Annotated in this window: 23 protein-coding genes; 15 read left to right on the top strand and 8 right to left on the bottom strand. The window is 72.2% G+C overall.

Annotated features, from left to right (window positions below; translation table 11 throughout):
- Positions 1 to 167 precede the first annotated feature (167 nt).
- From ABD343_RS29675 to ABD343_RS29685, 3 genes are all read left to right on the top strand, one after another.
- A complete protein-coding gene (locus ABD343_RS29675; RefSeq protein ID WP_344532502.1) occupies positions 168 to 962 on the top strand; it encodes a vWA domain-containing protein in 795 nt (264 codons plus the stop codon).
- A 136-nt stretch (positions 963 to 1,098) separates the two neighbouring features.
- A complete protein-coding gene (locus ABD343_RS29680; RefSeq protein WP_344532504.1) occupies positions 1,099 to 1,914 on the top strand; it encodes an oxygenase MpaB family protein in 816 nt (271 codons plus the stop codon).
- A 128-nt stretch (positions 1,915 to 2,042) separates the two neighbouring features.
- Positions 2,043 to 2,519, top strand: a complete 477-nt coding sequence (locus tag ABD343_RS29685) for a hypothetical protein (RefSeq protein ID WP_344532505.1) — start codon at positions 2,043 to 2,045, stop codon at positions 2,517 to 2,519.
- Between the two features lie 71 nt (positions 2,520 to 2,590).
- On the opposite strand, the gene ABD343_RS29690 is transcribed toward ABD343_RS29685, so the two are convergent.
- Entirely contained in the window at positions 2,591 to 4,090 is a 1,500-nt protein-coding gene (locus ABD343_RS29690; protein ID WP_344532506.1) for a M1 family metallopeptidase, read from the bottom strand.
- Positions 4,091 to 4,269: 179 nt separating this feature from the next.
- On the opposite strand from ABD343_RS29690, the gene ABD343_RS29695 reads away from it, so the two are divergent.
- The gene (locus ABD343_RS29695; protein ID WP_344532508.1) at positions 4,270 to 5,622 is read left to right on the top strand and encodes a M14 family metallopeptidase; all 1,353 of its coding nucleotides are present in this window, start codon (positions 4,270 to 4,272) and stop codon (positions 5,620 to 5,622) included.
- On the opposite strand, the gene ABD343_RS29700 is transcribed toward ABD343_RS29695, so the two are convergent.
- Positions 5,606 to 6,571 carry an FAD-dependent oxidoreductase gene (locus ABD343_RS29700; protein WP_425578320.1) on the bottom strand — a complete coding sequence of 322 codons (966 nt, stop codon included), beginning with the start codon at positions 6,569 to 6,571 and terminating at the stop codon, positions 5,606 to 5,608. The genes ABD343_RS29695 and ABD343_RS29700 overlap by 17 nt on opposite strands.
- A gap of 77 nt (positions 6,572 to 6,648) precedes the next feature.
- Here ABD343_RS29700 and ABD343_RS29705 point away from each other — a divergent pair, with 77 nt between their 5' ends.
- Positions 6,649 to 7,689 (top strand): oxidoreductase, encoded by a 1,041-nt coding sequence (locus tag ABD343_RS29705; RefSeq protein WP_344532511.1) that lies wholly within the window; start codon positions 6,649 to 6,651, stop codon positions 7,687 to 7,689.
- A gap of 18 nt (positions 7,690 to 7,707) precedes the next feature.
- Here ABD343_RS29705 and ABD343_RS29710 read toward each other — a convergent pair whose 3' ends face one another.
- A complete protein-coding gene (locus tag ABD343_RS29710) occupies positions 7,708 to 9,333 on the bottom strand; it encodes an ABC-F family ATP-binding cassette domain-containing protein (protein ID WP_344532512.1) in 1,626 nt (541 codons plus the stop codon).
- Between the two features lie 297 nt (positions 9,334 to 9,630).
- Between ABD343_RS29710 and ABD343_RS29715 the strand changes: the two genes are divergently transcribed.
- Together ABD343_RS29715 and ABD343_RS29720 are read left to right on the top strand one after the other, a co-directional pair.
- Positions 9,631 to 10,320, top strand: a complete 690-nt coding sequence (locus ABD343_RS29715; protein ID WP_344532514.1) for a nitroreductase family protein — start codon at positions 9,631 to 9,633, stop codon at positions 10,318 to 10,320.
- A gap of 103 nt (positions 10,321 to 10,423) precedes the next feature.
- Positions 10,424 to 11,512: a DUF8094 domain-containing protein gene (locus tag ABD343_RS29720; protein ID WP_344532515.1), complete on the top strand. Its 1,089-nt coding sequence runs from the start codon at positions 10,424 to 10,426 to the stop codon at positions 11,510 to 11,512.
- 155 nt (positions 11,513 to 11,667) lie between these two features.
- Here the strand turns inward: ABD343_RS29720 and ABD343_RS29725 are convergent, their stop codons facing one another.
- The 3 genes from ABD343_RS29725 to ABD343_RS29735 all read right to left on the bottom strand — a co-directional run bounded on the left by ABD343_RS29725 (position 11,668) and on the right by ABD343_RS29735 (position 16,051).
- Positions 11,668 to 14,145, bottom strand: coding sequence for a Tex family protein (locus ABD343_RS29725; protein ID WP_344532517.1), 2,478 nt, complete (start codon positions 14,143 to 14,145; stop codon positions 11,668 to 11,670).
- 122 nt (positions 14,146 to 14,267) lie between these two features.
- Positions 14,268 to 15,140: an SCO6745 family protein gene (locus tag ABD343_RS29730; RefSeq protein WP_344532519.1), complete on the bottom strand. Its 873-nt coding sequence runs from the start codon at positions 15,138 to 15,140 to the stop codon at positions 14,268 to 14,270.
- 122 nt (positions 15,141 to 15,262) lie between these two features.
- Positions 15,263 to 16,051 carry an enoyl-CoA hydratase/isomerase family protein gene (locus tag ABD343_RS29735; RefSeq protein WP_344532520.1) on the bottom strand — a complete coding sequence of 263 codons (789 nt, stop codon included), beginning with the start codon at positions 16,049 to 16,051 and terminating at the stop codon, positions 15,263 to 15,265.
- A 216-nt stretch (positions 16,052 to 16,267) separates the two neighbouring features.
- Here ABD343_RS29735 and ABD343_RS29740 point away from each other — a divergent pair, with 216 nt between their 5' ends.
- Positions 16,268 to 16,774 (top strand): ATP-binding protein, encoded by a 507-nt coding sequence (locus ABD343_RS29740; protein ID WP_344532522.1) that lies wholly within the window; start codon positions 16,268 to 16,270, stop codon positions 16,772 to 16,774.
- Positions 16,775 to 16,863: 89 nt separating this feature from the next.
- On the opposite strand, the gene idi is transcribed toward ABD343_RS29740, so the two are convergent.
- Positions 16,864 to 17,424, bottom strand: a complete 561-nt coding sequence (gene idi / locus ABD343_RS29745; protein ID WP_344532523.1) for an isopentenyl-diphosphate Delta-isomerase — start codon at positions 17,422 to 17,424, stop codon at positions 16,864 to 16,866.
- Positions 17,425 to 17,592: 168 nt separating this feature from the next.
- The gene (gene galE, locus ABD343_RS29750) at positions 17,593 to 18,561 is read right to left on the bottom strand and encodes a UDP-glucose 4-epimerase GalE (protein ID WP_344532525.1); all 969 of its coding nucleotides are present in this window, start codon (positions 18,559 to 18,561) and stop codon (positions 17,593 to 17,595) included.
- Between the two features lie 245 nt (positions 18,562 to 18,806).
- Here galE and ABD343_RS29755 point away from each other — a divergent pair, with 245 nt between their 5' ends.
- The 7 genes from ABD343_RS29755 to ABD343_RS29785 all read left to right on the top strand — a co-directional run bounded on the left by ABD343_RS29755 (position 18,807) and on the right by ABD343_RS29785 (position 25,894).
- Positions 18,807 to 20,612, top strand: coding sequence for a DUF5941 domain-containing protein (locus tag ABD343_RS29755; protein ID WP_344533099.1), 1,806 nt, complete (start codon positions 18,807 to 18,809; stop codon positions 20,610 to 20,612).
- The gene (locus ABD343_RS29760) at positions 20,609 to 21,361 is read left to right on the top strand and encodes a phosphocholine cytidylyltransferase family protein (protein ID WP_344532527.1); all 753 of its coding nucleotides are present in this window, start codon (positions 20,609 to 20,611) and stop codon (positions 21,359 to 21,361) included. Before ABD343_RS29755 ends, ABD343_RS29760 begins: the two co-directional genes overlap by 4 nt.
- Positions 21,349 to 22,410, top strand: coding sequence for an iron-containing alcohol dehydrogenase family protein (locus tag ABD343_RS29765; protein ID WP_344532528.1), 1,062 nt, complete (start codon positions 21,349 to 21,351; stop codon positions 22,408 to 22,410). The genes ABD343_RS29760 and ABD343_RS29765 overlap by 13 nt, the downstream gene beginning before the upstream one ends.
- A complete protein-coding gene (locus ABD343_RS29770) occupies positions 22,388 to 23,167 on the top strand; it encodes a CDP-alcohol phosphatidyltransferase family protein (protein ID WP_344532530.1) in 780 nt (259 codons plus the stop codon). Before ABD343_RS29765 ends, ABD343_RS29770 begins: the two co-directional genes overlap by 23 nt.
- Before the next feature lie 14 nt (positions 23,168 to 23,181).
- Positions 23,182 to 24,054 carry a glycosyltransferase family 2 protein gene (locus tag ABD343_RS29775; protein WP_344532532.1) on the top strand — a complete coding sequence of 291 codons (873 nt, stop codon included), beginning with the start codon at positions 23,182 to 23,184 and terminating at the stop codon, positions 24,052 to 24,054.
- A gap of 66 nt (positions 24,055 to 24,120) precedes the next feature.
- Positions 24,121 to 25,062: an ABC transporter permease gene (locus ABD343_RS29780; protein WP_344532533.1), complete on the top strand. Its 942-nt coding sequence runs from the start codon at positions 24,121 to 24,123 to the stop codon at positions 25,060 to 25,062.
- Complete coding sequence (locus tag ABD343_RS29785) at positions 25,049 to 25,894, top strand: ABC transporter ATP-binding protein (protein WP_344532534.1); 846 nt, start codon at positions 25,049 to 25,051, stop codon at positions 25,892 to 25,894. The genes ABD343_RS29780 and ABD343_RS29785 overlap by 14 nt, the downstream gene beginning before the upstream one ends.
- Positions 25,895 to 25,919 lie beyond the last annotated feature (25 nt).

Raw genomic sequence — 25,919 nt, forward strand, 5'->3', positions numbered from 1 at the left:
GTCCTCGGGGACAGAGCCGGACAGACGGTACGTACGAGCTAGAGCTGAGCCGCAACACTCCGATCAACGCCGACCCAATATAAGTCAGTTAGTGATCACTTGGTGACGCCGGGGCAGGTCGAAGTGAGAAGAAGGGTTCCGGAGACCGTCGCGCGCCCCCGGCCCCCATGTCACGGGGCCGCGAGGCCCGGGGAGAATGCCCGGGGAAGAGCGAGGAGCAGCCCGTGAGTTCAGCCGTCAGCCTGACCAAGATAGAGACCACCGCACCAGGCCTGGTGGATCTTTACAAGACCGCCGCAATCAGTCTGCGCAAGCACGCGGTCGCGGGCGAACGCGCCGCGGTCTATCTCGTGCTGGACCGGTCGGGTTCCATGCGCCCGTACTACAAGGACGGCACCGTCCAGCACCTCGCCGAGCAGGTGCTGGGCCTCGCCGCGCACCTCGACGACGACGGCCGGGTGCCGCTCGTCTTCTTCTCCACCGACGTCGACGGCACCGCCGAGTTCGGCCTCACCGGCTACCGGGGCCGGATCGCGGAGCTGCACGAGGGCCTGGGCCACATGGGCCGCACCAACTACCACTGGGCCATGGACGCGGTGATCGACCACTACCTCGCCTCGGGCACCAGGGCCCCGGCGCTCGTGGTCTTCCAGACGGACGGCGGCCCCACGAGCAGGGCGGCGGCCGAGCGCTATCTGTGCAAGGCGGCACGGCTGCCGCTGTTCTGGCAGTTCGTCGGATTCGGCGATCCCGACGAGCGCGAGTTCGCCTTCCTCCACAAGCTGGACGACCTCGCCGTCCCCGCCAAGCGCGTCGTCGACAACGCGGGCTTCTTCCACGCGGGCCGCGACCCCCGCGCCCTCACCGACGCGCGCCTCTACGACCTCCTGCTCCAGGAGTTCCCCGAGTGGCTCGCAGCCTCCCGCGCGCTCGGCGTCACACCCGTCCCGGAGGCATCATGAAAATGTGGCACCACAGAACGACCCCGCACGCCAGAACGACCCCGCACGCCGGGAAAGCCCCGGAAGCCGGAAAAGCCCCGGACGCCGGGGAAGCCCGGCACGCCGGAGCGGCCCCGAGCCCCCACCGCCCGGCGGGATGCTCTGGGACGTCAGCGGGGAGATCCGCGCCCTGCTGATGCTCCCCGCGGCGTTCACCCTCCAGACCGCGCACCCCGCGGTCGCCGCCGGGGTCGACGAGCACTCCGTCTTCCGCACCGACCCCTGGGGCCGGGCCGAGCGTTCGCTGCGCAGTGTGCTGCTGTGGGTGTACGGCGGCACGGACGGCGTGGCCGAGGGGCGGCGGCTGCGCGAGCTGCACGGGACGGTCCAGGGCACCGACGCGCACGGCCGCCGCTACCACGCGCTGACGCCCGCGTACTACGCGTGGGTCCACGCCACCGGCTTTCCCGTGTACCGCCAGGGGCGGCGCTATCTGGCCCGCCGCCCGTACACCGACGCCGAGGAGCGCGCGCTGTACGCCGAGTGGCTCCAGGTCGGGCGCGTGCTCGGCATCCGCGACCGCGACATGCCGCAGACCCTGGAGGAGTTCTGGCCGTACTGGCGGCGGATGCTGGCAGAGGAGATCGAGCCGACCGCCGTCGCCCGCGAGCTGGCCGCGCTGAACCGCGACATCCCGCCGCCCCCGTACGGCCCTCGCTGGGCCCGCGTCGCGCTGCGCCCGGCCTGGCCGGTGCTGGTCCGCGTCCTGGCGCGGCTGCGGCGGTTCGTGACGGTCGGTCTGATGCCGCCCGGCGCCCGGGAGGCGCTCGGCCTGGCGTGGACGGCGCGTCAGGAGCGGCGGCTGCGCCGCTTCGGCCGCGTCGTCGCGTACGTCGTGCCGCTGCTCCCGGAGCGGCTGCGGTACCTCCCGATCGCCCGCAGAGCGCGGGCCGCGCACCGCAGCGGGGCCTGACGCCCGGCGCCGGGCGGGCGGCGCGTCACCCCGTTCACCGCGAAGAACCGCGCAGACCTCGGGACAGGAGGCCCCGGCGGCAGGACACTGGGGGCATCCCCCTCTCGTCCTCTCCCTGGAGGCGCTCTGTGACCGTGCACGTCTGTTCCCTGATCTCCAACCACACCCAGTCCGTCCCCGGAGGCGGCGGATACCACATCCTCCGCTTCCCGTTCGGGGCCGGCGAGTCGTACGACGGGCACGGCATGCACCAGATGGTGCAGCCCGACGGCTACGAGATCGTCGACTGGGACAGCGACGACCGCTCCGGCCTGATATGGCCGGCCGCGGACGGATGGGGCGAGCTGACCGCCAACATCCACTGGGAGGACGGGAACTACTCCGAGCTGCGGGACCGCTTCGTACGGGACCCGCTCGGTCTCTCGACAGGCCCGGACTCGACGGCGACCGACCACCGGCCGCCGTCACCCGGCATGCAGTGCTTCACCAAGACCCACGGGATCTTCGTGCACCCCGGCACGCCGCTCGCGCTGCTCGTCGGGCACACCGACTCCAGATCCCGGCGGATCGTGCACGCGCAGTTCAAGCTCGCCGTCCACACCTGAGGGACGGGGCGGACCCGCGCGCAAGGTGCGCGCGGGTCCTCCGCGGCCGTCAGTGGCCGGTCAGCGGCCGGTCAGTGGCCGTGCGCGCGCCGTTCGGCGTGGTGCACGCTGTGGATCTTCTTCCACGACTTCGGCTTCGCCGGGGCGTCCGCCGCCAGCGCCTTGGCCGACTTCCCCGTCGGGCCCGTCGCGGGCTTCCCGGGGGTGAACAGCCAGGTGTCGAAGAGCTTGCCGAGCTTCTCGCCCGAGACCTTCTCCGCGTACGCGATGAACTCCTTCACGGTCGCGTCGCCCCCGCCGCGCTCCTGCGGCCAGCCCTTGAGGATCGCGAAGAAGTCTTTGTCGCCGATCTTGTTGCGCAGCGCCTGGAGCGCCATCGCGCCCCGGTCGTAGACCGCGTCGTGGAACTGGTTCTCGGCGCCCGGGTCGCCCGGCTTCACCTGCCAGAACTCGTCGTCCGCCGGGTACGAGGCGTACGTGTAGTCGGCCAGCTCCTGCGCCGTGCCCTCGCCCTGGTCCTCGGACCACAGCCACTGGGCGTAGCTGGCGAACCCCTCGTTGATCCAGATGTCCTTCCACTGCCGCACCGAGACGCTGTCGCCGTACCACTGGTGCGCCAGCTCGTGCGCCACGAGGGAGGTGTTGGCGCCGTTCTTGAAGCCGGGGCTGTAGAACGGGCGCGTCTGGGTCTCCAGCGCGTAGGACGTGTCCGTGTTGGGGACGACGCCGCCCAGCGCCTCGAAGGGGTACTTCCCGAAGTAGCCCTCCAGCCACTCGGTGATCTCGCCGGTGCGCTCGACGCTGGCGCGCGCCGCCCCGTCGTTCTCGCCGAGGTCCTTGCTGTAGGCGTTGATGACGGGCAGTCCGCTGTCCGTCTCGCTCTTGGTGATGTCGAACTTGCCGACCGCGAGCAGCGCCAGATACGTCGCCTGCGGCGCGCGCGAGCGCCAGTTGTAGCGCGTCCAGCCCGCCGTCGAGCGCTGGGACTGGAGCGTGCCGTTGCTGATCGCCTGGGTGCCGTCCGGCACGGCGACGCTGACGTCGTACGAGGCCTTGTCCGTCGGGTGGTCGTTGCTGGGGAACCACCACCACGCCGCCTCGGGCTCGTTCGCCGCGACGCCGCCGTCCTTGGTGCGGTGCCACGAGGTGAAGCCGTTGACCTTTACCTTCGACGGCGTGCCCGCGTAGCGCACGACGACCGTGGCGCGCTCGCCCTTCTTCAGCGGTTTCGCCGGGGTGATCTCCAGCTCGTGGGCGCCCGAGGTGGCGAACTCCGCCTTCTTGCCGTTGACCCGGACCTCGCTCACGTCGAGCGCGAAGTCGAGGTTGAAGCGCGACAGGTCCTGCGTGGCGGTGGTCAGCAGGGTCGCGGTGCCCTCCAGCTTGTCGTTCTCGGGCTGGTACTTCAGCCGGAGGTCGTAGTGGGAGACGTCGTAGCCGCCGTTCCCGTAATCCGGGTAGTAGGGGTCGCCCACGCCCGGCGCGCCCGGGGACGGCTCGGCCGCCGACGCGGGGATCGCCAGCAGCAGTGAGGCGGCGACCGCCCCCGGAACGATCAATCTGTGACGCACGGGTCCTCCAACTCCTCGCGAACTCCTCGCGACAGGTGTCACTTCGGCTGAAGGTTATGTACTCCTGTGGCGGCCCGCATGTCCACGGCAATACTCGTCATACGACTGCCATCTCTCCGACACACGGGCCCGTACGCCCCCTTCTGCACTCGGTCCCACGCGGTCTACGGTCACGGACCATGACGAAACGTGTACGGCGCAGACGCCCCCCGCGGCACTTCTCAGGGAAGACGGCGGCAGCTCTGACCTCGGCTGCGCTGCTCGTCCCGCTCCTGTCCGCACCGCTCGCCGAGGCGGCGCCCCCCGACGCCGGATCCCCGCCCCGCACCGGATTCGAACAGAGCAACGGTGCCCGCTGGACGACCCAGCCCGAGGAGCGCGACTTCCTCGCCGCCGTCGACCGGGCCAGCGCCCGCGTCACGACGGACACCGTCGGCACCACCGCGCAGGGCCGCCCCCTCCGCCTCGTCCGCATCGGGGACCCCGCGCCCCGCACCGCCGAGCAGGTCCGCCGGGGCAACTCCGTGCTGCTCGTCTGCTCCCAGCACGGCGACGAGCCCTCCGGCCGCGAGGCGTGCCTCTCCACGGTCCGCGACCTCGCCTTCGCCCGGGACAGCAAGACCCGCCGCTTCCTCGCCCGTACGAACGTCCTGGTCGTGCCCACCGCCAACCCCGACGGCCGCGCCGCCGACACCCGGGGCAACTCCGACGGCGTCGACATCAACCGCGACCATCTCGCGCTGAAGACCGCCGAGGCCCGCGCCCTGGCCGCGCTCCAGCGCGACTACCGGCCCGACACGGTCTACGACCTGCACGAGTACGGCGCGACCGTCCCGTACTACGTCAAGGACCTGCTCTCCCTCTGGCCCCGGAACCTCAACGCCGCGCACGGTGTGCACGAGGAGTCCGAGGCCCTCTCCGAGCGCTACGTCCGTCCGCACGCCGAGAAGGCGGGCCACAGCACCGGCATCTACGGCATCTGGACCGACCCCGAGACCGGCGAGCCCGTCAAACAGGTCGCGGGCGACGGACAGGAGCGGATCCTGCGCAACACCGTCGGCGTCAAGCACTCCGTCGGGCAGCTCGTGGAGACCCGCGTCGACCCCCTGACCGACGCCGAGAAGGCCGACCCGGCGCTCAACAACCGGCGGCGCGTCGGCTCCCAACTGGCCGCGCTGAAGGGCGCCTTCGCCTTCGCCTCCGAGCGGCGCGGCCGCATCGAGGCCGCCACCGGCGCCGCCCGCGTCGCGGGCCTCGCCGACCGCGGCCCGGTCTACCTCGGCGGCGCCGACAACGAGGAGCCCGCCGGGGACCAGGTCCTCAAGGACCCGCCGTGCGGCTACCGGCTCACCGCCGCGCAGTGGAAGGACGTCCGCGCCGCGCTGGCCCTGCACGGCGTGAAGGCACGCGGAGACGGCTCCGGCGTCCTCGTACCGCTGCGCCAGTCCCAGCGGGCGCTGGTGCCGTTGCTCCTCGACGGGCGCGCGCAGTACGGGCTGACGGCCGGGACGCCGGTCACGGCCTGCCGGTGACCCACGGGTGGACGCCGCCCGACGGCGGCCCGACCAGCCGGGCGGCGTCCACCGCACAGCCCCACGAGACCGTGACCCCGGCGCCCCCGTGCCCGTAGTTGTGCACGCACAGGGCGCTGCCCCCGCGCCCGTCGGGGACCCGCTCGGTCTCCAGCCGCACGCTCGGCCGGAACGGGCGCAGCCCGACCCGGTGTTCGAGCGCACGCGCGTCGGCCAGCTCCGGATGGACGGCCGCGCAGCGGCGCACGATGGCCTCCGCCGTGGCCGGATCCGGCGTACGGTCGTCGGCGCCGTCGTCCGCGGTGCCGCCCAGCACCAGGCCGTACGGCTGCGGCAGCACGTATGTCGTCTCGCTGGCGCCCTTGTCGGCGGCGACGTACCACTCCTCGATGCCCGGGTTCTCCACGATCACGATCTGCCCGCGCACCGGGCGCACGCTCGGATCGGGGACCAGCTCACGGGCGCCGAGCCCGGCGCAGTTGACGACGACGGGCGCCTCGGCAGCGGCCTCCTCCAGGGACGCGGCGGCCCGCTGCTCGCAGTGCCCGCCCGCCTTCTCCAACCGGGCCAGCAGATAGGGGAGATACGTCCGCATGTCGACAACGGGGGCCCGGGGCGGGGTGCCCGTCAGCTCCGTCCAGACCGCGGGCGGCTCCTCGCCCGCCACCCGGCCGCGCACCAGCCGCACCCCGGTCAGCGACGGCTGCTCGGCGAGCCAGGAGAAGTGCCGGAAGGTGCGCACCGACCAGTCCAGCGCCCGCTCGGCGGGCTCGATGCGGTACGGCCACACGAGCCCGCCCGCGACCGAGGAGGTGGTCTCCTCGGCCGGCTCGCGGCTCCACACCCGCACGTCCATTCCGCGCTCCGCGAGCACCACGGCCGTCGTCAGCCCGAGGACCCCGCCGCCGATCACGACCACGGCCTCGGTCCCGTGCGCCTCTCCGCTCATGTCTGCCATGCGCACGACCGTATCCGGAATGACCGCTGCCGGGAGCAGAACCCCCTCCGGCGGGGAATACTCGGGTCATGCCTGCCGAGTACATGACCTTCGGACTGGCTCCGGCGACGCGTGCGGGGGGAGTCCTGCCCGACGGTGCGTACGAGGCGCACCGCGAGTTCCTCGACTTCATCGTGGACGGAAGACCGCTGCTCCACCGCCTCGGCGGACTGGACGACGGCAGCGCGGGGGACACCGTCTCCCCGCTCGCCGCCGACTTCGGCCCCACCGTCTTCACCGCCCACGTGCGGCGCCTGCTCCTGGAGTCCGAACCGCCCCTCGCGGACGGCCGGTACGTGCTCTACGGCTGCCCCGAGTGCGAGGGCCTGGACTGCGGCGCGGTCACGGCCGTGATCGAACGGGAGGACGACGCCGTCGTCTGGCGGGACTTCGCCTGGCAGACGGACGAGCGGGCCGACCTGGAGCGCGACGGCTACCCCGGGATCGGCCCGTTCCGCTTCCGCGCCGCGCAGTACCGCAGCGAGCTGGAGCGCGTCCTCGCCGACGGCGCCCACGAGGCACCGCCCCGCCGGGTGCTGCTCGTCGGCGCCCGCGCCTCGGTCCTCGCCCGGCTCGCCAACGCGCTGCGGCAGACCGGCATCGGCGCCGAGATCTCCCGCGACGCCGCGCACGCCTCGCCCGAGGAACTGCGCGGATACGGCGCCGTCGCCTTCGGCCGCGGCATCGGCGAGGCGGAACGGCAGGCGGTGCGCGCCGCGTTCGAGGCCGCCGGGTCCGACGCCGCGTTCGTGGACGGGCTGGCGCCCGTCATCCCGCTGCTCGTCGCGCAGATCGAACAGGCTCTGGACCGCAGCCCGTACGACCTGCGGCAGCTCGTCCGCCTGGAGGCGGCGGACGGGGCCGCCGTCCTGCACGTCGGCAGCGCCTGCCGCGTCCGCCTCACCGCCTACCGCCTCGACCGGCTCTTCCGCACCCACACCCACGAACTCGCCGACGCCCAGCTCCCCGCGGGCGAGCACCGCTGGGAGCTGGACCGCCGGGCGACGCGCGGCGAATCGTTTCTCATAGCCCGGGCCCCGGGGAACGTCCTCGTGACACCGGTCGGCTAGCGCGGGCCGCGCGGGCCGTCACACCTCCTCCGGGTCCACGTCCGTCAGTTCGCCGTCCGCCATCCGCATCCACCGCGTCATCCCGACCTCCCGCAGGAACGGCAGATCGTGGCTGGCGACGATCAGCGAGCCTTCGTACGAGGCGAGCGCGGCGCGCAGTTGGCGGACGCTGGACATGTCGAGGTTGTTCGTCGGCTCGTCCAGCATCAGGAGCTGCGGCGCGGGCTCGGCCAGCATCACCGCCGCCAGTGTCGCCCGGAACCGCTCGCCGCCGGAGAGCGTGCCCACCGCCTGGTCGGCCCGCTCCCCGCGGAAGAGGAACTTCGCGAGCCGCGACCTGATCTGCTGGTTCGTGGCCTCCGGCGCGAGCTTCGCGACGTTCTCCACGATCGAGAGGCCGTCCTCCAGCACGTCGAGCCGCTGCGGCAGATAGCGCATCGGGACGTGCGCGGCGACCTCCCCGGGCTCCGGCCCCGCCGGCAGCTCCCCGGCGATCGTGCGCAGCAGCGTGGTCTTGCCCGAGCCGTTCCGCCCCACCAGGGCGATCCGCTCGGGCCCGTGCGTCTCCAGCGTGACCCGCGCCCCGTTGCGCAGCTCCGCCTCACGCACGGTGAGCACCCGGCGGCCCCGGGGCACGGCTGTGAAGGGCAGCTCGACGTGGATCTCCGCGTCGTCCCTGACCTGCTCGGCCGCCTCCTCCAGCCGCTCCTTGGCGTCCTCCAGCCGCTGCTCGTGCATGATCCGGTGCTTGCCCGCCGCCTCCTGCGCGGAGCGCTTGCGCAGGCCCATGACGATCTTGGGTTCGCGCTTGTTCGCCTGGGCCTTCTTGCCGAAGCGCTCCCGCCGGGCCAGCTTCGTCTGGGCCTCGGCCAGCTCCCGCTTCTGCCGCTTGAGATCGCTCTCGGCGGCACGCACCATGCGCGCGGCGGCCTCCTGCTCGGCCTCCACGGCCTCCTCGTACGCCTCCAGGTTCCCGCCGTACCAGTGCACCTCGCCGTCGCGCAGGTCGGCGATCCGGTCGACGAGGCCGAGCAGCTCGCGGTCGTGGCTGACGACGAGCAGCACGCCGTTCCAGCCGTTCACCGCCTCGTAGAGCCGGTGGCGGGCCTCCCGGTCCAGGTTGTTCGTCGGCTCGTCGAGCAGCAGCACGTCCGGCCTGGCCAGCAGCAGCGCGGCCAGCCGCAGCAGCACCGACTCGCCGCCCGAGATCTCGCCGATCGTCCGGTCCAGGCCGACGTGGGCCAGCCCGAGGCCGTCGAGCGTGGCGCGGGCGCGCTCCTCGACGTCCCAGTCGTCGCCCACGGCGGTGAAGTGCTCCTCGCTCGCGTCCCCGCCCTCGATCGCGTGCAGCGCGGCGCGCGTACGGGCGATGCCCAGGGCCTCGTCCACCCGCAGGCCGGTGTCGAGCGTGAGGTTCTGCGGGAGATAGCCGACCTCGCCCGCGACCTTGACGCTCCCCGACGCGGGGCGCAGCTCGCCCGCGAAGAGCTTCAGCAGGGTGGACTTCCCGCTGCCGTTGAGCCCGATCAGCCCCGTACGGCCGGGGCCGACGGCGAGGTCGAAGTCGCGCAGCACGGGCGTCCCGTCCTGCCAGGAGAACGAGAGCCGGGCGCAGCTCAGTGATGTGGTGGTGAAGGAATTCAAGGGGGCCTCCCTGGTCGCCTCGCGTGAAGAACGGTGAACAACGCGGGAGACACCGGACCCGTCAGCACCAGGCTGCTGAGGGCGGGAAGGGGAGATGCGGAGAGAACGGCAGCTCGCTTCCGAGGTCACACTCGTGGCATGCGCGCGAAGGCGCGACGGGGCACACGGTGTCTCAGGACCTCAGATGCGCAACGGCCTCTCCAATCGAAGGCGACAGGGCCAACACGGAAGGGTACGCGCAGGTCGTGGCCGCCGCAAGGCTGTTCTTGCGGGCCCGGGGTGTGCTGTGCTGCCGCTATGGTCCATACCACAGCGTCCAGCCCGCGTCCCGGCCCCGGACCCCACCCCACGGTCCCCCTCCAGCCGATGACGGTCCCGGCGGAGGAGGCGGAGGAGCGCGCCCGCTCCTTCCACGCGATCATGTCCCGCCGCCGCACGGTCCGCGACTTCGACTCCCGCCCGCTTCCCGACGGCGTGATCGAGTGGGCCGTGCGTACGGCCGCCACGGCGCCCAGCGGCGCCCACGTCCAGCCCTGGCGCTTCGTCGTGCTCACCGACCCGGCGCGCAAGCGGCGGCTGCGGGAGGCGGCCGAGGCCGAGGAGCGCGAGTTCTACGGGCGCCGCGCCTCCGACGAATGGCTCGACGCGCTCGCGCCGCTCGGCACCGACGAGCACAAGCCGTTCCTGGAGACCGCGCCCGCCGTCATCGTCGTCTTCGAGGTCCACAAGGGCCCCGGCACCCCCCGGCCCTACTACACGAAGGAGTCCGTCGGCGTCGCCGTCGGCTTCCTGCTCGCCTCCCTCCACCAGGCGGGGCTGGCCACGCTCACCCACACCCCGAGCCCGATGCGGTTCCTCAACGAGGTCTGCGAACGCCCGCCCGAGGAGCGCGGCGCCTACGTCATCCCCGTCGGCTATCCGGCCCCCGGGGCGCGCGTGCCGGATCTGCGGCGCAAGCCGCTGGAGGAGGTCATGATCCGGCTCTGAGGGCCCTGAGGTCCGCTTTCGGGGCCCCCGTTAATTTCACAAATCCGTGAACCTGCATACTCCTTCCACCACTGTGACGCACGGGGAGAACGGGGAGTGTGTGATGAAGAGTTCGGCACGGGGGCGTCTCGCGGGCATGGCCTGCGCGAGCGGCATGGTCCTGTTGGTGACCGCCTGCGGCGGCGCCGACGGAGGTTCCGGTGACGGCGGCGGCTCCGGTTCCGGTGCGGATTCCGCGGGCGGGAAGAAGCGGGCCGCACCGGCCGGAGTCGTCACCACGGCACGGGCCGGAGAGATCGTCGACCACTACGAGAAGTTCAACAACCAGGCCAACAAGGAGTCCGACCCCAAGGTCCTCTCCAAGGTCGAGGGCGGCGCCGTCTTCGAGCAGAGCAAGTCCACGTACAAGATGCAGCGGAACTGGTCGAAGAAGGAACGCGCCGACTACCGCGAGCCCTTCCACTACGTCGACCGGCGCTTCCACATACCCAAGAAGGGCGCCGCCGACTGGTTCATGATGACCGCGCACTCGAAGAACGCGGGCGAGAAGAAGGGCAAGTACCCCGGCATCCTCGTCTTCGAGCGGCAGTCCGGCGGCGCCTGGAAGATGGTCGCGAGCAGCTACAGCGAGACCAAGTGGATGCCCGAACTCGCCGAGGACAAGGACGGGTTCGCGGTCCCCCTCCCCGACACCGCGAAGAAGACGGGGCCCATGGCGCCCGACGGCCTCTCCGACGCGCTGCTGGAGCTGTACGAGGGAACCCCGTCCGCCACCACCCGCGTCGCCGAGTCCGGCACCACCAAGTGGATCCGCAAGGTGCCCAAGGAGCAGAACCGGCTCCTCTCGCCGCACGGCGAGGCCGAGTTCAGCCGGGGCGAGCCCACCCACGAGAAGATCCACGCCCTCAAGACGAAGGACGGGGGCTCGCTCTCCGTCTTCAGCACCCACGTCCGCGAACACGACCGGGGCACCTCGGCCATCGCCTCCGTCAACCCGTCGGACTCGATGGAGGTCTATCTGGACAGCGGCTCGTCCATGCCCTCGTTCTTCGTGGACTGGCTGCACCAGACCAGCGCCTACATCCCGCCCAAGTCCTCCGCCAAGGTCCGGCTGCTCGGCTCCGAGTACGACATGACGGACGCGAAGCCGGGGGCCGGCACGGACGGCGAGATGCCGGGCACCGACACATAGCCGGCGAACCGGCGCCGTGGCCGGTCGCGCGGTTCCCCGCGCCCCTGACGGGGCGGGGATACGGCGGAGCCCGGCCCCCGGCGGGCCGGCGACACGGCAGAGCCCGGTCGCGCCTCACGGCCGACCGGGCTCCGTCACACAAGCTCAGCCTGCCGTCAGGCCAGGCCCGCGCGGCGGAGGGCCTCCGCCATCTCGCTGTTGTTCGGCGCGGGAGCGCCGGAGCCGCGGCCGCGGCCCTGGCCGCCGCCCCTGCCCTGGCCGCCCTGGCCCCCCTTGCCCTGCGGCTTGCCCTGGCCACCCCTGCCGCCACCGCCGCCACGGTTGCCGCCGCCCTGGCGCTGGCGGGGCGTGCCGCCCCGCTCGCCGCCGCCGCGCTCCCGGTCGCCGCTCTTGCGGCGCTGGCCCTGGCCGCCCTGGCCCTGGCCGCCGCCACCGGCGGACGGCTCCTCGTCCAGCCGCAGCGTCAGCGAGATCCGCTTACGGGCCTCGTCCACGTCCAGCACCCGCACCCGGACGATGTCGCCGGGCTTGACCACGTCGCGCGGGTCCTTCACGAACGTCTTGGACATGGCCGACACATGCACCAGGCCGTCCTGGTGCACCCCGACGTCCACGAACGCGCCGAAGGCGGCCACATTCGTCACCACGCCCTCCAGCACCATGCCCCGCTCCAGGTCGGCGAGCTTCTCCACGCCCTCCTTGAACGAGGCCGTGCGGAACGCCGGACGCGGGTCGCGGCCCGGCTTCTCCAGCTCCTTGAGGATGTCCGTCACGGTCGGCAGGCCGAACGAGCCGTCCACGAAGTCCTTCGGGTCGAGCGCCCGCAGCGCCCGCTGGTTCCCGATCAGGGACGGCACGTCGGTGCCCGCGGCCTTCACCATCGTCCGGACCACCGGGTACGACTCGGGGTGCACGGAGGAGGCGTCCAGCGGGTCGTCCCCGTCCTGGATCCGGAGGAAGCCCGCGCACTGCTCGAACGCCTTCGGGCCGAGCCGCGCGACGTCCTTCAGCTCGGCGCGGCTCTTGAACGGGCCGTTGCTGTCGCGGTGCGCGACGATGTTCTCCGCGAGGGTGGAGCCGATGCCCGAGACGCGGGAGAGCAGGGGCGCGGAGGCGGTGTTGACGTCCACCCCCACTCCGTTCACGCAGTCCTCGACGACCGCGTCCAGCGAGCGGGAGAGCTTCACCTCGGACAGGTCGTGCTGGTACTGGCCGACGCCGATCGACTTCGGGTCGATCTTCACCAGCTCCGCCAGCGGGTCCTGGAGGCGCCGCGCGATGGAGACCGCGCCGCGCAGCGACACGTCCAGCTCGGGCAGCTCCCGCGAGGCGTACTCCGACGCGGAGTACACCGACGCGCCCGCCTCGGAGACCATCACCTTGGTCAGCTTCAGCTCGGAGCGCGCCGCGACCAGCTCACCGGCGAGCTTGTCGGTCTCCCGCGACGCCGTCCCGTTCCCGATCGCGACCAGCTCGACCTTGTGCTCCTCGGCGAGCGCGGAGAGCTTCGCCAGCGACTGGTCCCACTGCTTCTGCGGCGCGTGCGGATAGACCGTGTCGGTCGCGGCGACCTTGCCCGTCGCGTCGATCACGGCGACCTTGACGCCCGTACGCAGGCCCGGGTCCAGGCCGAGCGTGGCGCGCGTGCCCGCCGGGGCGGCGAGCAGCAGGTCCCGCAGATTCGCCGCGAAGACGCGCACCGCCTCGTCCTCGGCGGCCGTGCGCAGCCGCGTGCGCAGGTCGATGCCGAGGTGGACCAGGACGCGCGTACGCCACGCCCAGCGGACCGTCTCGGCCAGCCACTTGTCGGCGGGACGGCCCTCGTCACGGACGCCGAACTTGTGCGCGATCGAGCGCTCGTACCAGCTCGGGCCCTGCTGGGCCGGGTCCGCCGGGTCCGCGTCCGCGGCCTCCGGGTCGAGCGTGAGGTCGAGGACCTCCTCCTTCTCGCCGCGCAGCATCGCCAGCACACGGTGCGAGGGCAGCTCGGTGAAGCCCTCGGAGAAGTCGAAGTAGTCGGCGAACTTGGCGCCCTGCTGGTCCTTGCCCTCGCGCACCTTCGAGGCCAGCCGCCCGTGCTCCCACATCCGGTCGCGCAGGGCGCCGATCAGGTCCGGGTCCTCGCTGAAGCGCTCGGCGAGGATGGCTCGCGCGCCCTCCAGGGCCGCCGCCGTGTCGGCCACGCCCTTCTCGGCGTCCACGAACGCGGCCGCCGCCGCCGTCGGTTCCACCGTCGGGTCCCCGAGCAGCCCCTCGGCGAGCGGCTCCAGACCCGCCTCGCGGGCGATCTGGGCCTTGGTGCGCCTCTTGGGCTTGTAGGGCAGATAGATGTCCTCCAGGCGGGCCTTGGAGTCCGCCTCGCGGATCCGGGCCTCCAGCTCCTCGGTGAGCTTGCCCTGCCCGCGCACGGACTCCAGGATCGTCTCGCGACGCTCCTCCAGCTCGCGCAGATAGCGCAGCCGCTCCTCCAGGGAGCGGAGCTGCGCGTCGTCGAGCATCTCGGTCGCTTCCTTGCGGTAGCGCGCGATGAACGGCACGGTCGACCCGCCGTCGAGCAGCTCGACCGCGGCGCTCACCTGCCGCTCGCGTACGCCGAGCTCCTCGGCGATCCTGCCTTCGATCGTCGTCGTCACGATGGTTGGTTCCGCCTTCTCGGTGCCTGTGGATCCCCCGTAAACCTGCATTGTGGCAGGTGGCTCCGACAGGCGGGCGACAGGCGGGACACGGGGAGGCGCGCGGGGCCGCGGGGGCGCCGTCAGTCCTTGCCGAACAGCCCGTCGGGGTACGCGCCCGCCGCCACCGCGGCGCGCGTGAAGCCCTTGCCCAGCTCGGTGAGGCGCACGACGCCCTCCTCGCCCAGGTGCGCGTACGGGGCGCGGTCGAGGCGGTCGGTCTCCTCCTCCAGCCGTTCGCGCAGCGCCGTGCCCTCCTCGGTGATCCGGCCCTCGCCGTCCAGCAGCCCGCGCTCGGCGAGCCGCTTCTGCGCCGCCGCCCAGTCCTGCTCGTTGTAGCCGCGGGTGCGCAGCGCCCAGCCGGGGGAGATGCCCCGGCCCCCGGCCGTGTCGCTCACCTGGGCCTCCAGCGGGCCGAGTTCCGCCTCCTGGAGCACCGCGATGTGCGCGTCGCCCCGGTGCTCGCGCAGCAGCGTGGCCGCGTGCCACAGCGCGAGGTGCGGGGCCTCGGCGACGGGCGGCACGGGCAGGTCGGCGTTGGCGGCGTAGAGCGGGCGCCCTGGCCGGGTGCAGGCCTCGGCGGCGCGCAGCGCCAGCCGCGCGGCCTCGGCCATCTCCGGCGAGGCGACGGCCTCGTCGCCCAGCAGCCCGCGCAGCGTCGCGTCCACGGCCCGCAGCCGCGCGGCCAGTACGGTCTCCGGCGAGGCGGAGTCCCACACCTCGGGGACGTAACGGGCGACCACGGCGTGGCTGAACGTGTAGAAGGTCGCGGTGACGGCCCCGGCCCCCACGGCTCCGAGGGGCGCGGCCCGCATCGCGAAGTACGTCGCGTGCCAGTCGTCGATGCCGTACGGAGCCAGCTCTCTCCCCAGAGCCGGCGAGAAGTAGACGGCGGAGTGCAGGGGCTGGATCGCGTGGTGGCAGCGCCGCCCGGCGCGCTCGGGGAGTGACGTCATGGGCGTACGCTACCGGGGCGTATCGGGACGTCTGAAGGGGAGGGGAAGCAGAACCTCCGCCCTCTCGGCAAGACGGTGAACGAGCCCTTCCGCCCGGCCGGTTGACCGGTCGGGGCCCCGCCTCAGCCGGGCCAGGTGAAGCGCGGGGCGCGGCGCTCCAGGAACGCCGTCACCCCCTCGGCCGCCTCCCCGCTCGTCTCCGCCTCGCGCTGCCAGTGGTCGATCCGCGAGGCGTCCGTACGGCCGTCGGCGAACTCCTTGGCCGCCGCCTGTGTGAGCCGCGAGCGCGAGGCCAGCGTCCGCGCGAACTCCGCGACCCGCTTGTCCAGCTCCGCGTCCGGGTGCGTCTCGTCGGCCAGTCCGGTGCGCAGGGCATGCGCCGCGTCGATCAACTCGCCGGAGAAGAGCAGGTACTTGGCCGTGGCCGGGCCCACGAGGCGCACGAGGCGCTCGGTGGAGGACGCCGCGTACACGATGCCCAGCTTCGCCGGGGTGATCCCGAAAAGCGCGTCCTCCGAGGCGAAGCGCAGGTCGCAGGCGACGGCGAGCTGGCAGCCGCCCCCGACGCAGTGGCCCCGCACGGCGGCCAGCGTAGGCTTGGGGAAGGCCGCCAGTGCCTCCTCGGCGGCCACCGCGAGCCCTCGCTGCTCCCGGGCCGCGTCCCCGCCGCCCCCGTCGTCCGCCGCGGCCCGCAGGGCGCCGATGTCGGCACCGGCGCAGAAGGTGCCCTCGGCGCCGGTGAGGACGAGGACGCGCACGGAGTCGTCGGCCGCCAGCTCCTCCAGGAGGCGGGGCAGGGTCCGCCACATCGCGGGCGTCATCGCGTTCCGCTTCGCGGGATGGTGGAGGGTGACGGTCGCGACACCGCCGGTCCGCGCGGTGCGCAGAGACGGTTCCGTGGAGGGCTCCATGGGCCGGATCGTATCCCGGCGGAACATGCCCGGAGCGGTCGCAAGATCAGTCAGAGACCTGACTCCCGCGTAAGTCTTCTGTCAAATGCCATCGATAAGTGCCGACTTGCAGTCACCGGACCGGACCAGACCCTCGGAGTACCAACACTCGGTGCAAGTGCATCTGCAAGAACGCTGTGCACGTGCGTGGCATACGAGGAGAGCGGGGTGCGGAGGATGGAGAGCCGCGGTGTGCAGGAGCGTGCCGAGCGCACGGAGGCCGTGGGGCGGTCCGTACGCGCGGAGCGCGCCGAGCGCCGGGCGTACGAGGGCGCCTGGAGGTTCACCGCGCCTGCCCTGGACGCGTCGGTGCCGCAGTTGCGGCACGCCGTGCGCGATCTGCTCAGGCGGCAGTCGACACCGGTGCCCGACGATGTGGAACAGGGACTGCTGCTGATCCTCTCCGAGCTGGTCACCAACTCCGTGCGCCACGCGGCGCTGCTCTCGCCCGAGATCGGCGTCGAGGTCTCGCTCGGCGGGGGGTGGCTGCGGGTCGCCGTGGAGGACGACCACCCCTACCGCCCCAAGGCCCTCGCCGCCGCGCCCGACGAGGAGCTGACCAGCGGGCGGGGGCTGCTGCTGGTCAAGGCGGTCACCGCGGAGGCGGGCGGCGTCTGCGACGTGGAGCAGACGGGCGCGGGCGGAAAAGTGATCTGGGCGGCCCTGCCACTGCCCGAGGCATAGACCCGACCCCCGGCCGGAACGCGGCCGGGGGTCGGGTCAGGTCGGGTCAGGTCGGGTCGTCCGGTCGGGCCGGGCCGGAAGACGTGGGGTCACCAGCCCGCCGCGTCGCCCGTCAGCTCGCGGATCGCGGGCCGGGCCGCGTCCAGCACCGTCATGAACCATGTCGAGAAGGTGTCCTCCGCGTGCCGCTTCTCCAGCTCCTCCGGCGTGACGAAGACCGTCTCGGCGACCTCCTCCGGGTCCGGCCGCAGCGGGCCCCGCACCAGCCCCACGAAGAGGTGGTTGAACTCCTGCTCGACCAGGCCCGATTCCGGGTCCGGGTGGTTGTAGCGCACCGTGCCCGCCTCGCCCATCAGGGAGGGCGCGACGCCCAGCTCCTCGCCGACCCGCCGCGCGGCGGCGGCGAACGGCGGCTCCTCCGGGTACGGATGGCCGCAGCAGGTGTTGGACCAGACACCGGGGGAGTGGTACTTGCCCAGGGCACGGCGCTGGAGCAGCAGCCGGCCCTCCTCGTCGAAGAGGAAGACCGAGAACGCTCTGTGCAGGCGGCCGGGGGGCACATGCGCCGAGAGCTTCTCCGCGGTGCCGATCGTCGTCCCGTCCTCGTCGACCAGTTCGAGCATGATCGGGGCCGCTGAGCTGTTCGCCATGTTGTTCCTTCTCGTGGGCGCCTGTACCGCTGTACCGCTTTGCCCCGGGGCGGATCCCGGAGTCTGAGTCATCAGCGTGATCCAGTGTGCCGCAGCCGGGCCCTCGAACCGGCGCGGTGAACGCTTCTGACCGGAACGCGTCCGGACAGGTGCGCGACGTGTCGTACGTCAGCGCGCTTCGGGACGGTGCAGCAGCCAGCCCTCCCAGGCCGAGGCCACCATGTCCCGCACCCCGAACCTCGGCTGCCAGCCCAGCTCCTTGCGGATCCGCTCCGCCGAGGCCACCACGCGGGCCGGGTCGCCCGCGCGGCGGGGCGCGACCCGCGCCGCCGGCTCGCGCTTTCCGGTGATCTCCGCGACGAGGTCGGCCATCTCGCGTACGGACACGCCCTCGCCCGTGCCGATGTTCACCGTCAGGTCGCCCTCGCCCAGCCCGCGCGCCGCCGCGACGTGCGCCTCCGCCAGGTCCTGGACGTGGATGTAATCGCGCACGCAGGTGCCGTCCGGCGTCGGGTAGTCGTCACCGAAGATCAGCGGGGCCTCGCCGCGCGTCAGGGCGTCGAAGAACATCGGGATGATGTTGGAGACCCCGGTGTCCGCCAGCTCGGGCGCTGCGGAGCCCGCGACGTTGAAATACCGCAGGCAGGCCGTCTCCAGCCCGTGTGCCCGGCCCGCGGCGCGCACCAGCCACTCGCCGGTGAGCTTGGTCTCGCCGTACGGGTTCATCGGGACCGCGGGCGTGTCCTCGGTCACCAGGTCCACGTCCGGCATGCCGTACACGGCGGCCGACGAGGAGAAGACGAAGCGCCGGACGTCCGCCGCGACGACGGCCTCCAGCAGCACGGTCAGCCCGTGCACGTTCTCCCGGTAGTAGCGCAGCGGCTGCTCGACGGACTCGCCGACCTGCTTCTTCGCTGCGAGATGGATCACGCCGGTGACGCCGTGCTCCGCGAGCGTACGGTCGAGGAGCGGCCGGTCCAGCACCGATCCCCGCACCAGCGGGACGCCCTCGGGGAGCCGCGCGGGATCCCCGCTGGAGGCGTCGTCCAGCGCCACGGCCCGTTCGCCGGCCGCCGCCATCGCCCGCGCCACGTGCGCTCCGATGTAGCCGGCCCCACCTGTGATCAACCACGTCATGACGGAACCCTATCGGGCTCCGGGCCGGGCCCCGGTTGTGAGCCGTGGCCATGATCCACCATGCTGTCCCCGGCATCCGTTCCCCGTGCAACACCGCAGCGGTGAACGCACGGTGAAGGCTCGCCCCGGCGATCCGATACTCTCTGCCGACATGCCGCCCCGCCCCCGAACGGGCGAGGGCGTGCCCTGCCCGCTGCCCGGTTGTCCCCCGGTGGGCGTGCCAGCTTCCAAGGAGTGAGTTCGTTCTGTCGACCGCCATTCTCACCGGTCCGCCGGTCGCCGGGTCGTCGCTGGAGGGCGACCTGCGGTCGCTCGGGTTCGACGTGCGTGTGGCCGCGGACGCGGCCTTGGTGGCCCCCGAGCTGTCCGAGCTCCCCGCGAACGAGCGCGTCGCGCTGATCGACCCGGCCTTCGTCGGCCACCCCCACGCCCTGCGGCTCGCGCTGACCGACCCCCGCTTCGACGCGGGCGCGGTGCCGGGCGCGGTCGCGGTGGCCCCGGCGGCCCGCGCTGAGCTGGCCCGGATCGTCTCGCTGCGCCCCGGGATCTCCCCGGACGAGGCCGCCGAGGCGCTCGGCACCGAGGGCGTCGCCGTGCACCGCCCGGAGCTGGGCGTCCTCGTCGCCGCCGTGCCGAGGGAGGACGCCGCGCGCCGCGAGGCCCAGGAGGCCGTGGCCGCCGTCGACGACGAGGCCGTACGGCTGCGCTCCGCGGTGAAGGCCCGCGACGGCTTCTTCACCACCTTCTGCGTCAGCCCCTACTCGCGCTACATCGCCCGCTGGTGCGCCCGGCGCGGACTGACCCCGAACCAGGTCACCACCGCCTCGCTCGCCGTCTCGCTGATCGCCGCCGCCTGCGCGGCGACCGGCGAGCGTGCCGGGTTCGTCGCCGCGGGCGTGCTGCTGATCGCCTCCTTCGTCCTCGACGCGACCGACGGCCAGCTCGCCCGCTACGACCTCCAGTACTCCAAGCTCGGCGCCTGGCTCGACGCGACCTTCGACCGCGCCAAGGAGTACAGCTACTACGCGGGCCTCGCGCTCGGCGCGGCCCGCGGCGGCGACGACGTCTGGGCCCTCGCGCTCGGCGCCATGATCCTGATGACCGCCCGGCACACCGTCGACTTCGCCTTCAACGAGGCGAGCGCCCCGGACCCGGGAGACGCCGCCACCGGCAACACCAGCCCCACCGCAGCCCTCTCCGGCAAGCTCGACAGCGCGGGCTGGACCGTCTGGGCCCGGCGCATGATCATCCTGCCGATCGGCGAGCGCTGGGCGCTGATCGCCGTCCTCACCGCCGCGACCACGCCGCGCGTCACCTTCGTCGTCCTGCTGATCGCCGGCGCCTTCGCCGCGAGCTACACGACGGCCGGACGCGTGCTGCGCTCGCTCCGCGCCCGCTCCCGGAGCGACCGCGCCGCCGAGGCGACCGCCGCGCTCGCGGACAGCGGGCCGCTGTCCGGGCTCGCCGCGCGGGCGCTGCGCGGCGTGCGCCTGCCGCGCTTCGGCACGCCCGCCGTGGCCTTCCTGGGTACGGCCGTACTGCTCGCCGTCGCGCTGTGGACCCCGCTCGGCAGCGTCTGGCCGGTGCTGGGCGCCCTCTTCTACGTGCTGTGCTCCGGCCTCTCCCTCGCGCGCCCCCTCAAGGGAGCCCTCGACTGGCTGCTCCCGCCCCTCTTCCGTATCGCGGAATACACCACCATTCTGGTCCTTGCCGCCCGTTCGGAGGTGAACGGCGCACTGCCCGCGGCTTTCGGGCTGGTGGCGGCGGTCGCCTACCATCACTACGACACGGTGTACCGCATCCGCGGCGGCACCGGCGCGCCCCCGCACTGGCTGGTGCGGGCGGTCGGGGGGCACGAAGGACGGACCCTGGTGGTCACGATCGCCGCCGCCCTCTGGCTGGGCGGCGAAGGTCAGGACGGTCAAGGCTTCAATTTTGCGCTGACCGCGCTCGCCGTGGTCATCGCGGCCGTGGTGCTCGTAGAGAGCATCCGTTTCTGGGTGTCCTCGCACGCACCCGCTGTACACGACGAAACAGGAGAACCCGCATGATCGGCCTCGTGCTGGCAGCCGGCGCCGGACGGCGTCTGCGCCCCTACACCGACACCCTGCCCAAGGCCCTGGTGCCCGTCGGGCCCGAAGGGAACGAGGAGAGCACGACCGTCCTCGACATCGCCCTCGGCAACTTCGCCGAGATCGGCCTGACCGAGGTCGCGATCATCGTCGGCTACCGCAAGGAGGCCGTGTACGAGCGCAAGGAGGCCCTGGAGCAGAAGTACGGCCTCAAGATCACGCTGATCGACAACGACAAGGCCGAGGAGTGGAACAACGCCTACTCCCTGTGGTGCGGCCGTGACGCCATCAAGCACAGCGTGATCCTCGCCAACGGCGACACCGTGCACCCGGTCTCCGTCGAGCGCTCCCTCCTGGACGCGCGCGGCGACGGCAAGAAGATCATCCTCGCCCTCGACACGGTCAAGAAGCTGGACGAGGAGGAGATGAAGGTCGTCGTGGACCCCGAGAAGGGCGTCCAGAAGATCACCAAGCTGATGGACCCCTCCGAGGCCACCGGCGAGTACATCGGCGTCACCCTCATCGAGGGCGAGGCGGCCGACGCGCTGGCCGACGCGCTGAAGGCCACCTTCGAGCGCGACCCGCAGCTCTACTACGAGGACGGCTACCAGGAGCTGGTCAACCGCGGCTTCCAGGTCGACGTCGCGCCCATCGGCGACGTCAAGTGGGTCGAGATCGACAACCACGACGACCTCGCCAAGGGCCGGGAGATCGCATGCCAGTACTGACCCGCCTCATTCCGTCGCCCGTCGTCGTCGACATCAGCCGCGGCGCCCTGGACGACCTGGCGGGCCTGCTGGCCGATCAGCGGATCTCCTCCAAGGGGAAGCTCGCCTTCGCCATCTCCGGCGGCAGCGGCGCCGCGCTGCGCGAGCGCTTCGCGCCGGAGCTGCCCAACGCCTCCTGGTACGAGGTCGGCGGCGGCACCCTCGACGACGCGATCAAGCTCGCCGACGCCATGAAGTCGGGCCGCTACGACGCGGTCGTCGGCCTCGGCGGCGGCAAGATCATCGACTGCGCGAAGTACGCCGCGGCGCGCATCGGGCTGCCGCTGGTCGCCGTCGCGACGAACCTGTCGCACGACGGTCTGTGCTCCCCGGTCGCCACGCTCGACAACGACGCGGGCCGCGGCTCGTACGGCGTGCCGAACCCGATCGCCGTCGTCATCGACCTCGACGTCATCCGCGAGGCCCCGGAGCGCTACATCCGCTCCGGCATCGGTGACGTGATCTCCAACATCTCGGCCGTCAAGGACTGGGAGCTGGGGCACGAGGTGCGCGGCGAGGACATCGACGGACTGGCCGCCGCCATGGCCCGTCAGGCCGGCGAGGCGATCCTGCACCACCCGGGGGACGTCAGCGACGACGGCTTCCTCCAGGTGCTCGCCGAGGGCCTGGTCCTCACCGGGATCTCGATGTCGGTCTCCGGCGACAGCCGCCCGGCCTCGGGCGCCTGCCACGAGATCAACCACGCCTTCGACCTCCTCTACCCCAAGCGCGCCGCGCCGCACGGTGAGCAGTGCGGCTTGGGCGCGGCGTTCGCCACGTATCTGCGCGGGGACAAGGACAGGTCGAAGCTGATGGTGGAGGTGCTGCGCCGCCACCACCTGCCGGTGCTGCCGCAGGACATCGGATTCGACCCCGACGAGTTCGTCAAGGTCGTCGAGTACGCCCCGCAGACCCGCCCCGGGCGGTACACGATCCTGGAGCACCTCGACCTGTCCACCGACCAGATCAGGGACGCGTACGCGGACTATGCACAAGCCATCGGTAGCTGAACTGCGGCCGGTCGTTCACCCCGCCGGGGTGAAGGACCGGCGCAGCGGTGAGCACTGGGCGGGCCGGCTCTACATGCGGGAGATCTCCCTGCGTGTGGACCGGCACCTGGTGAACACCCGGGTCACACCCAACCAGTTGACGTACGTGATGACCCTCGCCGGTGCCCTCGCGGCCCCGGCGCTGCTGGTGCCCGGCATCCCCGGGGCCGTGCTCGGCGCGCTGATGGTCCAGCTCTATCTGCTGCTCGACTGCGTCGACGGCGAGGTGGCCCGCTGGAAGAAGCAGTACTCGATGGCCGGGGTCTACATGGACCGCGTCGCCGCCTATCTGTGCGACGCCGCGGTCCTGCTCGGCCTCGGCCTGCGCGCCGCCGACCTGTGGGGCGGCGGCCGTATCGACTGGCTCTGGGCGTTCCTCGGCACGCTGGCGGCGCTCGGCGCCATCCTGATCAAGGCGGAGTCCGACCTCGTCGGCGTGGCCCGGCACCAGAACGGGCTGCCCCCGGTGCAGGAGTCCGCCTCCGAGCCGCGCTCCTCCGGCGTGGCGCTGGCGCGGCGCGCCGCGTCCGCGCTCAAGTTCCACCGGCTGGTCCTCGGCATCGAGGCCTCGCTGCTGATCATCGTTCTGGCCGTCGTGGACACGGTGCGGGACGACCTGTTCTTCACCCGGCTGGGCGTCGCGGTCCTCGCGGGTATCGCGGTGCTGCAGACCCTGCTGCACCTCGTGTCCATCCTCGCCTCCAGCAGGCTCAAGTGACGGGGGGCGGGACCATGCGACTCGGAGCCGTCGTGCTCACGATGGGTAACCGCCCCGAGGAGCTCCGGGCGCTCCTCGACTCGGTCGCCAAGCAGGAGGGCGACCCCGTCCCGGTCGTGGTGGTCGGTAACGGCGCGCCGCTGCCGGAGTTGCCGGAGGGTGTACGGACGGTCGAGCTTCCGGAAAATCTCGGGATCCCCGGCGGCCGTAACGTCGGCATCGAGGCCTTCGGCCCGTCCGGCTCCGAGGTCGACGCGCTGCTCTTCCTGGACGACGACGGGCTGCTCCCGAACACCGATACGGCCGAACTGGTCCGGAAGGCGTTCGAGGCCGACGAGAAGCTCGGCATCATCAGCTTCCGCATCGCCGACCCCGACACGGGGGAGACCCAGCGCCGCCACGTCCCGCGGCTGCGCGCCTCCGACCCGATGCGCTCCTCGCGGGTCACCACCTTCCTGGGCGGCGCCAACGCCGTCCGCAGCCAGGTCATCGCCGAAGTCGGCGGCCTGCCCGACGAGTTCTTCTACGCCCACGAGGAGACCGACCTCGCCTGGCGTGCCCTCGACGCGGGCTGGATGATCGACTACCGCGCCGACATGGTGCTGAACCACCCCACCCACCCCCCGTCCCGGCACGCGGTCTACCACCGGATGGTCGCCCGCAACCGCGTCTGGCTCGCCCGCCGCAATCTGCCCCTCCCGCTGATCCCCGTCTACCTGGGGGTCTGGCTGCTGCTCACCCTGGCCCGCCGCCCCTCGCTGCCCGCGCTGCGCGCGTGGCTCGGCGGTTTCAAGGAGGGATGGACCACTCCGGCGGGTCCGCGCAGGCCCATGCGGTGGCGTACGGTATGGCGTCTGACGCGGCTGGGACGCCCTCCCGTGATCTGACAGGCTCGTGTCTGAGAGCATCAGCACAGGATCCACTTGCGCAGTGTGAGGACGAGAGTTTCCAACGTGAGCGAGACAACCCGCGACGGTGCCACCGGTGTGACGCCCCCGCCGTCACCGGACGACCGTCTGACCCCGGCCGAACTCGCGGCCAAGTACGGCCTGTCGGTGAGCGGAGCGCGACCCTCGCTGCCCGAGTACACCCGGCAGCTCTGGGCGCGACGGCACTTCATCCTCGCCTTCTCCCGGGCGAAACTGACGGCCCAGTACAGCCAGGCGAAGCTGGGCCAGTTGTGGCAGGTCGCCACCCCGCTGCTGAACGCGGCGGTCTACTACTTCATCTTCGGCATCATCATGGGAGGCCGGAAGGGCGTCCCGGGTGGTCAGGACAACTACATTCCCTTCCTGGTCACGGGTGTCTTCGTCTTCACCTTCACCCAGACCTCCGTACTGAACGGCGTCCGGGCCATCTCCGGCAATCTCGGCCTGGTCCGCGCACTGCACTTCCCGCGGGCCTCGCTGCCGATCTCGATCTCGCTCCAGCAGCTCCAGCAGCTCCTGTACTCGATGATCGTGCTGGCCATCATCCTGCTGGGCTTCGGCCAGTTCCCGACCTGGTCCTGGCTGCTGATCGTCCCGACGCTGGCCTGCCAGTTCGTCTTCAACACCGGGCTCGCGCTGATCATGGCGCGGCTGGGCAGCAAGACCCCCGACCTGGCGCAGCTCATGCCGTTCATCACCCGGACCTGGATGTACGCGTCCGGCGTGATGTTCTCGATCGACTACATGCTCAGGGAGCGGAACGCTCCGGAGTGGCTGATCGAGACCCTGATGAGCAACCCGGCCTCCGTCTACATGGACCTGATGCGCTTCTCGTTCATCGACGGCTACACCGGCGCCCACCTGCCGGACCACGTCTGGGCGCTGGCCCTGGGCTGGGCCGTCCTGGTGGGCATCGGCGGATTTGTTTTCTTCTGGAAGGCGGAGGAGCGTTATGGCCGTGGCTGAGGACACCGGGCGCGGCGCTGCCGAGGAGTCGGCGAAGACTCCCGCCGAGCAGCCCGTCGCGCAGCCGGCGGCGCCCTGGGTGCCGACGGTGATCGCGGAGGACCTGCACATCGTCTACCGCGTCTACGGCGGCTCGAAGGGCAGGGGCAGCGCGACCGCGGCGCTGAACCGGATCGTCCGCCGCAAGCCCGCCGCGGGCATGCGCGAGGTGCACGCGGTACGGGGCGTCAGCTTCACCGCGTACCGGGGCCAGGCCATCGGCCTGATCGGCTCCAACGGCTCGGGCAAGTCCACCCTGCTCAAGGCCATCGCCGGGCTCCTCCCGGCGGAGCGCGGCAAGGTCTACACCGACGGCCAGCCCTCGCTGCTCGGCGTGAACGCGGCGATGATGAACGATCTGACGGGCGAGCGGAACGTGGTGCTGGGCGGCCTCGCGATGGGCATGTCCCGCGAGGAGGTCGGCCGCCGCTACCAGGACATCGTGGACTTCTCGGGGATCAACGAGAAGGGCGACTTCATCACGCTGCCCATGCGGACGTACTCCTCGGGCATGGGCGCCCGCCTGCGGTTCTCGATCGCCGCGGCCAAGGACCACGACGTGCTCATGATCGATGAGGCGCTGGCCACGGGCGACAAGAAGTTCCAGAAGCGCTCGGAGGCCCGCATCCGCGAGCTGCGCAAGGAGGCGGGCACCGTCTTCCTGGTCAGCCACAACAACAAGTCGATCCGCGACACCTGCGAGCGGGTCCTGTGGCTGGAGAAGGGCGAGCTGCGGATGGACGGCCCGACGGACGAAGTGCTCAAGGAGTACGACAAGTTCACCAGCAAGTAGCCCGCGCGGCGACAGCGTGACGGAG

Origin of the sequence: Streptomyces albiaxialis, from assembly GCF_039530985.1 — a bacterium.
Lineage (GTDB): Bacteria > Actinomycetota > Actinomycetes > Streptomycetales > Streptomycetaceae > Streptomyces > Streptomyces albiaxialis.

Coding starts and splice junctions, on each gene's coding strand:
- ABD343_RS29730 (WP_344532519.1), bottom strand. CDS start 15,140: ATGACGTCACTCCCCGAGCGCGCCGGGCGGCGCTGCCACCACGCGATC.
- ABD343_RS29720 (WP_344532515.1), top strand. CDS start 10,424: ATGAAGAGTTCGGCACGGGGGCGTCTCGCGGGCATGGCCTGCGCGAGC.
- ABD343_RS29675 (WP_344532502.1), top strand. CDS start 168: ATGTCACGGGGCCGCGAGGCCCGGGGAGAATGCCCGGGGAAGAGCGAG.
- idi (WP_344532523.1), bottom strand. CDS start 17,424: ATGGCGAACAGCTCAGCGGCCCCGATCATGCTCGAACTGGTCGACGAG.
- ABD343_RS29715 (WP_344532514.1), top strand. CDS start 9,631: ATGGTCCATACCACAGCGTCCAGCCCGCGTCCCGGCCCCGGACCCCAC.
- ABD343_RS29695 (WP_344532508.1), top strand. CDS start 4,270: ATGACGAAACGTGTACGGCGCAGACGCCCCCCGCGGCACTTCTCAGGG.
- ABD343_RS29770 (WP_344532530.1), top strand. CDS start 22,388: ATGCACAAGCCATCGGTAGCTGAACTGCGGCCGGTCGTTCACCCCGCC.
- ABD343_RS29765 (WP_344532528.1), top strand. CDS start 21,349: ATGCCAGTACTGACCCGCCTCATTCCGTCGCCCGTCGTCGTCGACATC.
- ABD343_RS29700 (WP_425578320.1), bottom strand. CDS start 6,571: ATGAGCGGAGAGGCGCACGGGACCGAGGCCGTGGTCGTGATCGGCGGC.
- ABD343_RS29680 (WP_344532504.1), top strand. CDS start 1,099: ATGCTCTGGGACGTCAGCGGGGAGATCCGCGCCCTGCTGATGCTCCCC.
- galE (WP_344532525.1), bottom strand. CDS start 18,561: ATGACGTGGTTGATCACAGGTGGGGCCGGCTACATCGGAGCGCACGTG.
- ABD343_RS29775 (WP_344532532.1), top strand. CDS start 23,182: ATGCGACTCGGAGCCGTCGTGCTCACGATGGGTAACCGCCCCGAGGAG.
- ABD343_RS29760 (WP_344532527.1), top strand. CDS start 20,609: ATGATCGGCCTCGTGCTGGCAGCCGGCGCCGGACGGCGTCTGCGCCCC.
- ABD343_RS29785 (WP_344532534.1), top strand. CDS start 25,049: ATGGCCGTGGCTGAGGACACCGGGCGCGGCGCTGCCGAGGAGTCGGCG.
- ABD343_RS29735 (WP_344532520.1), bottom strand. CDS start 16,051: ATGGAGCCCTCCACGGAACCGTCTCTGCGCACCGCGCGGACCGGCGGT.
- ABD343_RS29740 (WP_344532522.1), top strand. CDS start 16,268: ATGGAGAGCCGCGGTGTGCAGGAGCGTGCCGAGCGCACGGAGGCCGTG.
- ABD343_RS29705 (WP_344532511.1), top strand. CDS start 6,649: ATGCCTGCCGAGTACATGACCTTCGGACTGGCTCCGGCGACGCGTGCG.